This is a genomic window from Brumimicrobium sp. (genome assembly GCF_048268645.1).
GTDB classification, from domain to species: domain Bacteria; phylum Bacteroidota; class Bacteroidia; order Flavobacteriales_D; family Crocinitomicaceae; genus Brumimicrobium; species Brumimicrobium ulvae.
Window position 1 is genome coordinate 664,517 of record NZ_JBLWVE010000001.1, and the last position, 13,254, is coordinate 677,770.

General features: G+C 35.9%; 11 protein-coding genes and 1 tRNA gene. 7 read left to right on the forward strand and 5 right to left on the reverse strand.

Features of this window, described 5'->3' with window-relative positions:
• Window positions 1–79 precede the first annotated feature (79 nt).
• Window positions 80–778, forward strand: a complete 699-nt coding sequence (locus ACN0U3_RS02770) for a TonB family protein (RefSeq protein WP_417265050.1) — start codon at window positions 80–82, stop codon at window positions 776–778.
• Between the two features lie 212 nt (window positions 779–990).
• Here the strand turns inward: ACN0U3_RS02770 and ACN0U3_RS02775 are convergent, their stop codons facing one another.
• The 3 genes from ACN0U3_RS02775 to ACN0U3_RS02785 form a co-directional block, all read right to left on the reverse strand.
• Window positions 991–1,359 carry a DUF3127 domain-containing protein gene (locus ACN0U3_RS02775; RefSeq protein WP_299206351.1) on the reverse strand — a complete coding sequence of 123 codons (369 nt, stop codon included), beginning with the start codon at window positions 1,357–1,359 and terminating at the stop codon, window positions 991–993.
• Window positions 1,360–1,502: 143 nt separating this feature from the next.
• Window positions 1,503–1,576, reverse strand: a tRNA-Ile gene (locus ACN0U3_RS02780).
• A 170-nt stretch (window positions 1,577–1,746) separates the two neighbouring features.
• The gene (locus ACN0U3_RS02785) at window positions 1,747–2,946 is read right to left on the reverse strand and encodes an acyl-CoA dehydrogenase family protein (RefSeq protein WP_299206354.1); all 1,200 of its coding nucleotides are present in this window, start codon (window positions 2,944–2,946) and stop codon (window positions 1,747–1,749) included.
• Between the two features lie 162 nt (window positions 2,947–3,108).
• Between ACN0U3_RS02785 and ACN0U3_RS02790 the strand changes: the two genes are divergently transcribed.
• The 6 genes from ACN0U3_RS02790 to ACN0U3_RS02815 all read left to right on the forward strand — a co-directional run bounded on the left by ACN0U3_RS02790 (window position 3,109) and on the right by ACN0U3_RS02815 (window position 10,576).
• Window positions 3,109–3,762, forward strand: a complete 654-nt coding sequence (locus tag ACN0U3_RS02790) for a DUF4271 domain-containing protein (RefSeq protein WP_417265051.1) — start codon at window positions 3,109–3,111, stop codon at window positions 3,760–3,762.
• Between the two features lie 35 nt (window positions 3,763–3,797).
• The gene (locus tag ACN0U3_RS02795; protein ID WP_299206358.1) at window positions 3,798–4,550 is read left to right on the forward strand and encodes a uroporphyrinogen-III synthase; all 753 of its coding nucleotides are present in this window, start codon (window positions 3,798–3,800) and stop codon (window positions 4,548–4,550) included.
• 166 nt (window positions 4,551–4,716) lie between these two features.
• Window positions 4,717–7,239, forward strand: a complete 2,523-nt coding sequence (locus ACN0U3_RS02800) for a transglycosylase domain-containing protein (RefSeq protein WP_417265052.1) — start codon at window positions 4,717–4,719, stop codon at window positions 7,237–7,239.
• A gap of 14 nt (window positions 7,240–7,253) precedes the next feature.
• Window positions 7,254–7,952, forward strand: a complete 699-nt coding sequence (locus ACN0U3_RS02805; RefSeq protein WP_299206362.1) for a CoA transferase subunit A — start codon at window positions 7,254–7,256, stop codon at window positions 7,950–7,952.
• Complete coding sequence (locus tag ACN0U3_RS02810; RefSeq protein ID WP_417265053.1) at window positions 7,952–9,760, forward strand: hypothetical protein; 1,809 nt, start codon at window positions 7,952–7,954, stop codon at window positions 9,758–9,760. Before ACN0U3_RS02805 ends, ACN0U3_RS02810 begins: the two co-directional genes overlap by 1 nt.
• A gap of 96 nt (window positions 9,761–9,856) precedes the next feature.
• A complete protein-coding gene (locus tag ACN0U3_RS02815; RefSeq protein WP_299206366.1) occupies window positions 9,857–10,576 on the forward strand; it encodes a glycosyltransferase family 2 protein in 720 nt (239 codons plus the stop codon).
• 81 nt (window positions 10,577–10,657) lie between these two features.
• Here the strand turns inward: ACN0U3_RS02815 and ACN0U3_RS02820 are convergent, their stop codons facing one another.
• Entirely contained in the window at window positions 10,658–12,802 is a 2,145-nt protein-coding gene (locus ACN0U3_RS02820) for a hypothetical protein (protein ID WP_417265054.1), read from the reverse strand.
• Between the two features lie 245 nt (window positions 12,803–13,047).
• Entirely contained in the window at window positions 13,048–13,251 is a 204-nt protein-coding gene (locus ACN0U3_RS02825) for a hypothetical protein (RefSeq protein ID WP_299206370.1), read from the reverse strand.
• Between the last annotated feature and the right edge of the window lie 3 nt (window positions 13,252–13,254).

Genomic DNA, 13,254 nt, shown 5'->3' on the forward strand with positions numbered 1-13,254 from the left:
GAAACATTGATTGGCAAAGGTCTACCTTGATTGGTACAATACTTGCTTCTTTTTCATCATCATTATAAAACACAGTACGATGGAAAACAAGAATCCAAAATTCGAATTAGAACCCAACAGAAAAGTATATTTTCAGTTGGGTTTATTTATTGTAGGAACAGTCACTTTAATGGCGTTTACCTACAAAACACCTGTTTATTTAACAAAAAAAACCACGGTAGATCAAATTGCTGAAGTGCCTGTTGTGTTCGAAGAGAAAATCGATGAACCCATCATCGAAATTCCAGAAGTTCAAAAACTTCCTAATCAAACACCAACAACACCAATTGTTCCTAATGATTTCTTGTCGAATGTTGACCCGATTAAAAGTTCGAACCTAGACCCGAAAATTGTTATTTCTAGCACGGCTAAAGATCCTGTTATTGTAGACCCATTTAATGTGAATATAGGGGATGCTCCTACCTTGACCGAAGTTGTAAATTATCCAGATTTTGTAGCAAAATTTGATGGAAATTGGACTGAATTTTTAGGTGGAGAATTGAAGTATCCCGAAGAAAGTATAATCTTTAATGAGTCAGGAACAGCTTACGTGAGCTTCGTTGTTGAACTCGATGGAAGTGTAACTGATGTTAAGGTATTGAACCAAAACCTACCAAAAGCACTTCAAGAAGAAGCAATTCGTGTGGTTAAAGCATCGCCTAATTGGATCCCAGGAAGTAAAAACGGAGAGAATGTTCGTTCAACCAAAAAGGTGAGAATTAACTTTGTCTTACGTTAAGTTCTTCGAAACCCTTAATAGTTAAAAAAGCAAAACGAAAGTTTTGCTTTTTTTTGCGCGGAATTTTTATTGATTTCAAATAGAGTTAAAACTATCCTCCCGACAGGTCTCGGGATTAGTGCATCTCGTTTTGTCTTTTAAAAACTTTATCAGACGTTAGAGAATTTTATTCTGATCTAACCCCTTGGCACTTTCAGTCTATAGTGGTTCAGTTAGAAAGGTAAATCCCCATCATCATCGTCGCTTAAGTCTACTGGCGCAGGAGCAGGAGGTGGGGTATCATTGCCTGCAGTCGGAGCTTGTCCTCCTAATGCTTCAATTCTCCATCCTTGAATCGTGTTGAAATAAATTGCTTCACCTTTTGGGTTAATCCATTCTCTCCCTCTAATATTGATGCCGATCTTTACGTCTTGTCCAACCTTAAATCCGTCCAACAGGGAGCATCGGTCTTGGGTAAACTCTACCAATATGTGTTGCGGATACTGTTCTTCTAATGTGACCACAACTTCACGTTTTTGGAATCCCTTGTCTCCAATCGTTTGTGTTTCTTTAATCAGTTTGATTTTTCCTGTTATTTCCATAGTTTATTCAATTAATGGTTTTATCTGGGTTAATGTTTACTCCATCAATATTAGTGAATTTTAATTTGAATATGAACAGGAGTCTCCTTAAAAGCTGCTAAAATAAAAAAAGCACCTACATTTCTGTAAGTGCTTTTTTAACGTGGTCCCAGCAGGACTTGAACCTGCGACTTTCTGATTATGAGTCAGATACTCTAACCAGCTGAGTTATAGGACCGGTATAGATTTTACCTAAAAGCGTTGTCATTACAACAAAGCGATTGCAAAAATAATATTATCCTTCATTAATTGCAAAAAGAAATAAGAATTTTGTGTTTTTAGTGTGCTTCACCAAAAAGGACTGTCACTTAATCGCAACAGTCCTTTCTTTAAATCTTTCTTTTATGTTTATTTCTTTTCTGGCATTTCACGGGTAAATGCTGGAATTCCAGTAACGTCCATTCCTGTAATTAACAAGTGAATGTCATGTGTACCTTCATAAGTTACAACAGATTCAAGGTTGGCCATGTGGCGCATCATTGAGTATTCTGAAGTAATTCCCATTCCACCGTGCATTTGTCTTGCTTCACGTGCAATGTTTAATGCGATTTCCACGTTGTTACGTTTGGCCATTGAGATTTGAGCAGAAGTTGCTTTACCTTCGTTTCTTAATTGACCTAAACGGAAAGTTAATAATTGTGCTTTTGTGATTTCAGTAATCATTTCAGCCAACTTCTTTTGCATTAATTGGAATGCACCAATTGGAACATTAAATTGTGTTCTCTCTTTTGAATAACGCAATGCTTGATCATAGCAATCCATTGCAGCACCTAAAGCACCCCATGCAATTCCAAAACGGGCAGAATCTAAGCACGATAAAGGTGCACCTAATCCACTTCTTCCTGGAAGTAGGTTTTCCTTAGGAACCTTCACATCTTCAAAAATCAACTCTCCTGTTGCAGAAGCACGTAAAGATAGTTTGCCATGCATTTCTGGAGTTGAGAATCCTTCCATTCCTCTTTCAACGATTAGTCCGTGAATTCTTCCTTCTTCGTTTTTAGCCCAAACTACAGCAATGTCTGCAAATGGAGCATTTGAAATCCACATTTTCGCACCATTCAATAAATAATGGTCTCCCATATCTTTAAAGTTGGTAATCATACTTCCTGGGTCCGACCCATGATCAGGTTCAGTAAGTCCGAAACAACCAATCATCTCTCCTGAAGCAAGCTTCGGTAAGAACTTCTGTTTGTGCTCTTCTGAACCATATTTGTAAATAGGATACATCACTAAAGAACTCTGAACTGATGCTGTGGAGCGTAAACCGCTGTCACATCGTTCTAATTCTTGCATAATTAAACCATATGAAATTTGGTCTAAACCTGCTCCTCCATATTCTTCAGGAATATAAGGTCCAAACGCACCAATTTCTCCTAAGCCACTTAAAATGTGCATTGGGAAAGTAGCGTTTTCATAATGTTCATCGATAATTGGAGATACCTCCTTCTTTACCCAATCTCTCGCAGTATCACGAATTAACTTATGTTCATCGGAGAGTAAATCATCCATTCCATAGTAATCCGGGTGCGTGTATAAATCTGACTTCATGTTCTACTTTTTAATTCAAGGTCAAATTTAAAGAATTATCTCGTCTTTTTCGAGATTTATAAGAAGAGAAAGATTGCTTCTTATATTTTTGTATTTTTAATGTCAAATGAGGGTTTCATTTTATAGATTTGAAATCAATACCACAAATAGTGTGAATGTAAAATGAACGAGATAGAATTAATAGCACGTAACCAATTATTTCCTTACTGGATAATTTATGCCCTGTTGTTTTCTATTGCTATCATTTCCATCCTGAAGTTTCAAAAAGAGTTCGTTTTTGTTCACCTTAAAGATGCCTTCTTTAAAGCTCCGTCTTCTGTTCCTTTTTCTAAGGGAGAAATAAGTTTTTTTGGGGCAACAAACTGGATTCTATTAATAAACTATTTTGCAGTCTCTGGAATTACAGTGTATATGTTGTTGGTGTATTTCAAGGTGGGTCATTCTTGGATGGTGATTTTACCAATGGCCTATTACTTCTATCAATCTTTTGCTTTATTTATTGCTGGAACCTTGAGCGGAGAATTGAAAAAACTGAAGGATTTGTTTTTATTGCTGAATTTTACCACGCATTCAATCGGAATTGTGATGATTCCAATTTTATTTATTTGGATCCTTAATCCTGAATTGTCAACTTACCTTCCTAAGACCTTGACTGTTGTGTTTTTATTGTTTCATTTTATACGAATAGTGAGAAGTATATTTATAGCACTTAAGAATAAAGTGTTGTGGTATTATATAATTTTGTACCTTTGCGGCTTGGAAATCTGGCCGATACTTGCGGTATATCTTCTTGTATCACCAGGTTTTATAGGATAATTCGAGTTATTAAGGAACTAAATTACTGCTAAATTTTGAGTATTCGAACGATTTTAGTGTCACAGCCAGAGCCAGAGAGCAATAAGAACCCTTATATTTCCTTGGCGGAAAAATATAATCTGCAAGTTGACTTCAGACCATTCATTCATGTTGAAGGTGTTGATAAGTCTGAATTTAGAAACCAAAAGGTTAATTATGCAGAACATACTGCTGTTATTTTAACTTCTAAAACCGCTGTGGATCATTATTTCCGCATGGCTGAAGAGTGTAGGTTTGAGGTGCCAACAGAAATGAAATACTTTTGTATCTCAGAAGCTGTTGCTTATTACTTGCAAAAGTATGTTACTTACAGAAAAAGAAAGATTTTTCATGGAAAACAAACCATCCATGATTTAATGGATGCTATCAAAAAACATAAGAAAGAAGTGTTTTTACTTCCTTGTTCTGATATCTTGAGAGACAGCATTCCAAATGCATTAGATGCAGAGAAAATTGAATATAAAAAAGTTGTATTGTACAGAACGGTAGCTTCAGATTTATCTGATTTAGAAAGTGTGCAGTATGATGTTTTGGTGTTTTTCTCTCCTTCTGGAATAGAATCATTGTTGAAAAACTTCCCTGACTTTAAACAGAATAAAACCTTAATTGCAGCGTTTGGACCTACAACAGCAAAAGCAGTTGTGGATAACAATCTTAGATTAGACATCAATGCGCCGCAACCACAAGTACCTTCAATGTCGTTGGCTATTGAACAGTACATTAAAGATGCAAAAAAAGGAAAAAAATAAATTGCTTTTATAAGTAAAACTGAAAATCGTCTTGTGAAAGCAAGGCGATTTTTATTTATTATGAAATGAGATTCACTGTACTAGATGCGAAAAAATTATAAATCTATTGCGTTCGCCGATAGATTTTGGCAATTATGTTTAAATTTATCTTTTATAATGTATACTGATGTCAAAAAAAGCAAAAACAGAAAAACCGAAATTTAAAAAATCCATCTCTACAAGTCTTATTGTATTGTTGTGGCTTGTTGGTTTACTTCCTTTTTTCTCAATTATTTATCTAAGATACGTTAAGACAGATAACGAATCTCTACCCTCTGTTTCTATGCTTGAAAACCAAGAGGAACTATTGGCAACAACGGTCTTTGCTGATGATGGAGTGACTGAACTAGGTAAGTATTGGAAGGTGAATCGTACAAGTGTATCTTATAATGAAATTTCACCTTACGTTATTTCAGCACTCATATCAACAGAAGATGAACGTTTCGAAACACATTCTGGGATTGACATCAAAGCTGTTGGACGAGCCATTATTAACATGGGAGAAGCGGGAGGAGCTTCCACCGTTACCCAACAATTGGCCAAATTAATTTTTACCCTAAAAGAAAGAGACGAAAGAAGGCAAGCGCAACAATCTGGAGCCGGACCAACCGAAGAACAGAAACGACTTGAAAAAATGAGCGGTATAGAACGTCGACTTTATGAAAAAGTAAAGGAAAACGTAATTGCACTTCGGTTAGAAAAGAGATACACCAAAAATGAAATTCTGACCATGTATTTGAATCAATTCGATTTCCTATACAATGCTGTTGGTATTTCGAGTGCCTCAAAAGTTTATTTCAATAAAAAAGCATCTGAATTATCCCCTGAAGAAGCGGCTATTTTGGTAGGAATGTGTAAAAATCCCGGACTTTACAATCCATACGGGTTTACAGTAACCAATTATGAAGATAGAATTGCCCGAAGAAATAATGTTTCAAAAGACAAAGTTACAGCCGAAGAGGTGAGAGCAGAACGTGAAAAAGACTCTCTAAGAGCCATTACCCGAAGAAACACAGTGTTGTATAAATGGTATGAGAACTCGGCTAAGGATAATCCTGCATTGACCAGTAAAATAACCAAAGAAGAATACGATAGTTTGAAAGTTTTGCCTATTCAAACAGATTACCAAACAGTTGATCATAAGGAAGGTCTTGCACCTTATTTTAGAGAATCTTTAAGGGGTTCAATTTCTAATATTCTAAGTGAAAAATTGGACAATGGTGAGTTGAAATATAAAAAACCAAACGGAGAAGCATACAGCATATATGAAGACGGTTTAAAGATCTATACGACCATTAACGCCGATATTCAAAAGCATGCTGAAAATGCATTGACGAAACACTTGAAGAAAAATATTCAAGAACCATTCACAAAAAATAATTTGAGGTCAAAGAATTATCCATTTGCCTACAATATAAAAGAAGATGTTGTTGAAAACTTAATGAACAGCGCAAGAAAACGTTCTGAACGTTATATTAAAATGAGAGCTGCTGGAATTCCCGATAGTGAAATTGAAGCGTCTTTTGATAAAGCGACTACAATGAAAGTCTTTTCTTGGAATGGTGAGATTGATACGGTTATGACCCCTAATGATTCGATCCGCTATTATAAAAATATTATGCGAGCAGGTTTAGTTTCAGTTGAACCACAAACCGGTTTCATTAAGGCTTGGGTTGGAGGACCAGATATTAATCACTTTGCCTACGACCATGTTGCTCAGGGGAAAAGACAAGTGGGTTCGACAATCAAACCTTTTATTTATTCAGCAGGAATGCAGTTTGGTGTGATTACACCCTGTGAAACCACTCCAAATATTTCATACTGTGTAGATGTTCAAACAGGATCACGACCTGAAGATATGAAGTCTTGGTGTCCTAAGAATGCTGGGTCTAAAATGGACGGGAAGCCAGTTGCATTTGAAAAAGGATTGGCGAGTTCGATGAACAATATAACCGTTTCCGTAATGTCAAGAATGGGTGGTGTTGCTGGTCCTCGAGCAGTGGCAAAATTAATGAGGGACTTGAATATTAATGTTCGTGAAGAGGATATTGTTCCTGCAATGTGCTTGGGAGTAATGGATTTATCTTTATTGGAAATGGTGGGGGCACAATCTGCTTTTGTGAATGGTGGAATTTATACTCAACCAACTTCTATTATTCGCATTGAGGATAGAAATGGAAATGTAATTTATGAACATCAACCGATTGCGAGAGAAGCAATGTCTGAGGAGTTAGCCTATGCCACATTGAAAATGATGCAAAAAGTGGTAACACAAGGAACGGCAGCAAGCTTACGTGGAACCTGGAGAGGTGATTGGGGAGGTATAACTCAGCCTACCGCGGGTAAAACAGGAACAACTCAAAACAATTCAGATGGTTGGTTTATGGCGCTTACGCCCGACCTTGTAACGGGTGTTTGGGTAGGTGCTGAAGATATGGCCATTCGTTTCCGTTCGATGGAATGGGGGCAAGGAGCACGTTTGGCTCTACCAATATACGGATATATGATGCAAGAGGTTTATAAAGACCCAAACATCCATATCTCAACCGATGATTTTGAAGAACCTTATGGTTTTTCAAGTTCAATGTATAATTGTCAAAATAACAACCAAACTTCTGGTTCAGAAGCCGATCCAGGATTTGGCATATAAAAATATATAGTAGTATGAATAAGTCTGTTAATAATGTAGAAGAAGCATGTGAGGGCATTGCCTCAGGAATGACTTTAATGCTGGGTGGTTTTGGATTATGCGGTATTCCAGAAAATACGATTGCTCACTTAGTTAAAATGGGGATCAAAGATTTGACTTGTATTTCAAATAATGCAGGAGTTGATGATTTTGGATTAGGATTATTACTCCAGAAGAAACAAATTAAAAAAATGATTTCTTCTTATGTGGGAGAGAATGACGAGTTTGAAAGACAAATGCTTTCAGGAGAACTAGAAGTAGATCTTATTCCTCAAGGTTCATTGGCAGAACGTTGTCGTGCAGGAGGAACAGGAATTCCAGCATTTTTTACCCCAGCAGGATACGGAACAGAAGTCGCCGAAGGGAAGGAAGTAAGAGAATTCAACGGTAAACCTCACATTTTGGAAACGGCTTTAACTGCAGATTATGCAATCGTAAAAGCTTGGAAAGGGGATACAGAAGGAAATCTTATCTATAAAGGAACCGCAAGAAACTTTAATCCTGTTATGGCAATGGCGGGTAAAATTACGATTGCAGAAGTTGAAGAACTCGTTCCTGCAGGAGAATTAGACCCGAATGAAATTCATACCCCAGGAATTTTTGTTCAACGCATTTTTAAAGGTGAAAAATTCGAGAAAAGAATTGAACAATTAACCGTAAGAAAAAGAGAATAATGAATACTTTGAACAGTAATGAGTCCAAAATTTATCCTGTTTTTACATGGGTGCTTTTTGGACTCTTGATAACCTACCTTTTATTACGCGCCTATTTCCTTGAACCACTTCACGATGAGGCCGCAACTTTTTTCTATTATATAGAATCGGGGTTGTTTTGGGGGCCTGATGTAATGCTAGATGCCAATAATCATTGGTTAAATAGCATTTTAGGGCATTGGATGTATTTGATTTTTGGAGATCAGTTTTTCTTTGTTCGCTTACCTAATGTTTTTGCATTTATTCTTTTTTTCTGGGGAATTTATCGCTTGATCAAACCCATTCAATCGGACCTCAACAAAATGTTGATTCTTCTAGGCACAACTTGTATTCCTTTTATCTTAGATTATTTCTCGTATACAAGAGGCTATGGTCTTTCCATGGGGCTTTTCATCTTTTCACTATCTTATGTTCGTGATTTTGTTGTTCACCTTCATTTGAGGTCGGCATTTTGGGCTTCATTCTTTATGGGCTTGTCTGTTTATGCTAACCTCAATTTTATTCTGTCCTTAATTTTAATGGGTTTGCTATTTGTATTGATGCAATTGCTCCATAAAAAGGAGTTGAGTATAAAACAGCACCTGCTCTTGGTCTCAAATTATATCTTATTGGCATTAGCAATGCTTCCTAATATCTTTTATGGCCTTCAATTAAAGGAAAGTGGAGCTTTGTATTATGGTAGTTTAGATGGTTTTTGGGAAGTAACAGGAAAAACTTTATCGCGATACGTAATTTTCTATGATGCTGATTGGTTGAAGTATGCCTCCTTAGCACTTATTGCTGTACTTATTTTCTATTTCGTACGCCGTTGGAAAAGCTTAGGAGGAATCAAATTTTTTAGAAAGTCTTCAACGCTTATGGCTTGGTTTCTCTTCGGAAATTGTGCAGCAATTCTCCTGATGGCTAAACTTATGGATGTAAACTATCCAGAGGATCGCGTAGGCATGTATTTGGTTACCCTTTTTCTTTTAATGATGGGATTTGTGCTTAATGAAATTAAGGCTATGAATTGGATGCTTGTAGGAATGCTCTTTTTTCCTATTGTAATGATTCCTAAAACGAATCTTTCCACCTCGATATTTTCTCCAGATGACCGAATGGCTCAAACGTTTTTCGACGAAGTACAAAAACATGTAGATAGCTATTCAACTATTTCTATTTATCCAATGCAGCAATTGACATGGGCCCACCATTCTAGAAGCGTAGATTCGAATAACTACGTTATTGTTGGGCGTGAATTCAATAAAGTAACAGATATAGCAATTCATAAGACTCCTTTGCTTGAAGGAATTGAGAATTTGGATGAATATGATGTTATAGCACATACCCCCGAGAGTACGCACATCGCATATAAGCGTAAATCTCCTTATCAAAAGAAAGTGATTTATGAATTGCCTTTAAACATTTCTGAAACGCAAAAAGAATTTGTATCTCTTGTTAGTTTTATTATTCCTGACTCCTTAAGAAATAGAAAACTACAATTTCATATTCATGGTGATGTAGAAGCTGAAAATAAATTTCGAGAGTTTGCTATAATGACCTATTCTACATTCGATGAAAATGATCAAGTGGTGAATCATTCCTATACAAACGAACGATGGTATCATGGAAAGAAAAAAGAGTTCTTATTGAACTTTAATTATGCAGTGGAAAGATTGGAGCCCAATGAACACGAAATTCGAACCTATATATGGAATCGAAAACATGAGAAAATTGGTTTGAAAAATGGTGTTTTTCAGATTTTAGAACTTATTGAAACAAAGGATTAAACCCCGCTTTAATTCTGAAGTAATCTTTTTTAATAAAAAACAAACCCTCTATTTATATAAATCAATATATTCGTCTAAAAATTAACGCAATTTTAAATGAGCATCAAGAAACTATCTATACTTATCCCTGCATACAACGAAGCAAGAACAATTCACCTTATATTAGATAGGGTAAAGGATGTTAAATTAGTAAATGACATCGAAAAAGAAGTGATTATTGTCAATGACTGCTCAAGCGATGATACTGTGCTTAAGATTGAAGAATATATGAAAAACAATCCTGACTTTAGCATTCAATTGTTTTCACAAGATAGAAATAGAGGTAAAGGTGCTGCCATTAATCGCGCTATTCAAGAATGCACAGGCGATTATATGATTATTCAAGATGCTGATTTAGAATATGACCCAAATGAGTATAACTTGCTATTAAAACCCGTGTTTATGGATGATGCAGATGCCGTTTATGGTTCTCGTTTTGTCGGTCATCACCCCCACAGAATCTTGTTCTTTTGGCATTCAATTGGGAATAAGTTTTTAACGCGTTTATCAAACATGATGACAAATCTGAATTTAACAGACATGGAAACCTGTTATAAGTTGATCCGTACATCTATTGCAAAAAAAATCACCATTAAAGAAAATCGTTTTGGTATAGAACCAGAAATTACAGCCAAACTTGCTAGGGTTCCTAAAGTTAAAATCTATGAAGTAGGTATTTCATACTACGGTAGAACCTATGAAGAAGGGAAAAAAATTGGATGGAAAGATGGGTTTAGGGCAATCTATTGTATTATTAAGTACAAGTTCTCTAAATAACGATTGAAGTACAAGCAATTATTTGTAGCTAGAATGCCCTCGATTTTTGATTCCCAATTGTGTTAGGGGTTACAGTTTCAATTAGAAATTAATACTGACTCCTGGACCAATTAAGAAGAAGAATTTTGATTCATTTAAAAAGTACCCCATTCCGACATACAAAGGAAATGAAAATCTACGGTTCTTCTTGGTGGGATAAACAGAACCCAACAATACAATACCTAAGTCTCTTTCCGCATCAGGATTAAAGTTGAAAGCATTCTTCGCTAAGAATCCTGCACCAACTTTAAATGGACGTAGTTTTTGAATTTCTCCTCTCTGATAGAAAGAAAATTGAGCAAGCATAGAAAGTGATATTCCGCTTAATCCCGGGAAACCTGGCTCTCCTACCTTTTTGATAATTAAACCTGCGGGGATGGATAAATCGACATCAAATGTTACGTATCGGGCTTTTATGATTTCCACCCGACTGGTATATCCTTGACCACCATAAACATTTTTACGGTGCTTAATGATCAATTCGATTTTTGCCCAATCTTCCAAACTATGCGTTTTATTTGATAAATAGTCATTTACCGATATTGGTTCATTCATACAACCTGTAGCACTTGTATATGAAAAGCTTCGTGGAGAACTTGAGCCTGGACACACGACAATATCATCAATGATTTGTTTTTCAACCAATTTGTTTCTGCTGTCTGTAATGCGAATTTCAATTTCTAAAAATTGTTTCCCATACAACTCAAATGCATCGTCGATGAATAAATTGTCGAACTGTACATTCACATCACCAATGGTTTTCTCATGTAAAATCGGTTGACTAGCCTCTTTGGCAACGACTGGTGTTCCACCATATTCAACAATTACGAAATCCAATTCTTTTGGTCGCTGGAATTCTATAATGTCAAGCATCACACCTGTCTTTACATTTCCAGAGTAAATATTGATGCTCTTTTTCCTAATGTCGATCGGAACCTTAAGCACAAAGTGAGAAACAGTTTCGTTTTTAATGAGGCTGTCTGTTGAAATGTCTACTAAGTCTTCAAACTGGAAATTTGTCCTGCTTAAACCTTCTCCTTCTAATCGTATTTCTACTGTTTCTCCAGGGTAAATTTGTTTAGATTTCACCCAACTTCCACCTTGTCTTAGGATACTCACTTCATTAATTTTCGGTTCAGGAACTATGTTGATGTTGGTAATGAACTTGGCTACATCTCCGTCTTTAATGTAAAGATAACCAGATGAAATTTTATGATAATTATAAGGTCTAAACATACAAAGCACCTTGTCATTACTTAGTCTTCGAATGGTAAATAACTCTGCAATTAATGGACCTCCCGCTTCATCTGTCGCTTCAATACGATAGGTTTTATTGATGGCCAATAAGCGGTGGTTGTCTATTTGTAATTCAACCCCTTTTGGGTTTTTCGTTTCCCAGATTACCTCCTTGTTTTCAAAAGTTAAAAACTTCAAACGAGATCCCCTGACATTAAAAGTAAAGCTCTGTTTATCTAGTTTGTATTTTGGTCTTCTGTTTACAATGTTTGGACGGTATAAATCAATGGTAAAATCAATTTCTAAATTTCCTGTGTTGGTGGGAATAAAAGACAGCCAAATCTTATTGTTATGACTATGTATTCTATACTCATAGCCATCTCTTTGTTTCCATAATGGGTCAATAATGATATTGTCAGGATTGTTGGTCACCAATTCGAATGTTTTTTCGTCACCAATGTATAAATCTCCTTCTCCAGGGTAAATTGTAGCATAGGTATGTGTGTATGGAAAAAGTGCTATTGGAATAACTTGTTCTTCTTGAACGATGTTAAGGTTGAGAAAAGAAGCATTTGATAAATCCTGAAACTGAACTTTACAATGGTAATATCCATCTATTCTGAGGTTCAAAGAGTCAAGTATTTTATAACCGTTAGCTGCCTCTAGGCCGAGCGGTGTAACTTCACCATTTTTTAATTTAGGATACAAACGAAATTCAACAATTGGATTACTTTCTTGATATTCAAATGAAATTTTCCATTCATTTTCTACATATATACGATCTGTAGTGTATTTATAAATGTTCGTGTCGATTCGCAATTCAACGTCAGAAAAGTGATTGAAGAGGTTGGCTTGTGCACTTAAGGTTGAAGAGCTTAATCCAAAACCAATTACGAAAAGCAATAGCAAAGCTAAGTTCGAACAGAAAGTATTTTTAAATCCAACTAACATGTGCACAATATTTTTGCGCAAAGATAAGGATAGGAACTTAGAAACTCTAATTCGATGTGTTGTAATTTATTGCCCCTTCCTGTAGTGGAAGTAAAGTAAAAAGAGGAAAAGATTGGAAGAAAGAGGAGAAACATTTCCACTTCTTCCAACCTCGATCATAAATGACCATCATCTCAATCATAGTTATAAACCTTTGACTTTTGTGATGGAGAGATCTTTTATATCATGGTCTTTAATGATTAAAACTAATGGTCGTGGCAGTGCACTTCGTAATTTACTCCATCTTTGGTATAACCGGACTGCTCTATGTCTTCTAGGTCGTCACCACAGTACTCACCAATTTCAACAATTCCGTTTGGAGCATCATAATGACACTCAGCACATTTCTTACAAGAGGTTAAGGATAATCCAGCAATGATTAATCCGCTTAATAAAAATTTATTTTTCATAAT

Bases quoted from the DNA above. Each gene is read 5' to 3' on its own strand.
- ACN0U3_RS02770 (WP_417265050.1), top strand. From the start codon at position 80: ATGGAAAACAAGAATCCAAAATTCGAATTAGAACCCAACAGAAAAGTA.
- ACN0U3_RS02775 (WP_299206351.1), bottom strand. From the start codon at position 1,359: ATGGAAATAACAGGAAAAATCAAACTGATTAAAGAAACACAAACGATT.
- ACN0U3_RS02785 (WP_299206354.1), bottom strand. From the start codon at position 2,946: ATGAAGTCAGATTTATACACGCACCCGGATTACTATGGAATGGATGAT.
- ACN0U3_RS02790 (WP_417265051.1), top strand. From the start codon at position 3,109: ATGAACGAGATAGAATTAATAGCACGTAACCAATTATTTCCTTACTGG.
- ACN0U3_RS02800 (WP_417265052.1), top strand. From the start codon at position 4,717: ATGTCAAAAAAAGCAAAAACAGAAAAACCGAAATTTAAAAAATCCATC.
- ACN0U3_RS02805 (WP_299206362.1), top strand. From the start codon at position 7,254: ATGAATAAGTCTGTTAATAATGTAGAAGAAGCATGTGAGGGCATTGCC.
- ACN0U3_RS02810 (WP_417265053.1), top strand. From the start codon at position 7,952: ATGAATACTTTGAACAGTAATGAGTCCAAAATTTATCCTGTTTTTACA.
- ACN0U3_RS02815 (WP_299206366.1), top strand. From the start codon at position 9,857: ATGAGCATCAAGAAACTATCTATACTTATCCCTGCATACAACGAAGCA.
- ACN0U3_RS02820 (WP_417265054.1), bottom strand. From the start codon at position 12,802: ATGTTAGTTGGATTTAAAAATACTTTCTGTTCGAACTTAGCTTTGCTA.
- ACN0U3_RS02825 (WP_299206370.1), bottom strand. From the start codon at position 13,251: ATGAAAAATAAATTTTTATTAAGCGGATTAATCATTGCTGGATTATCC.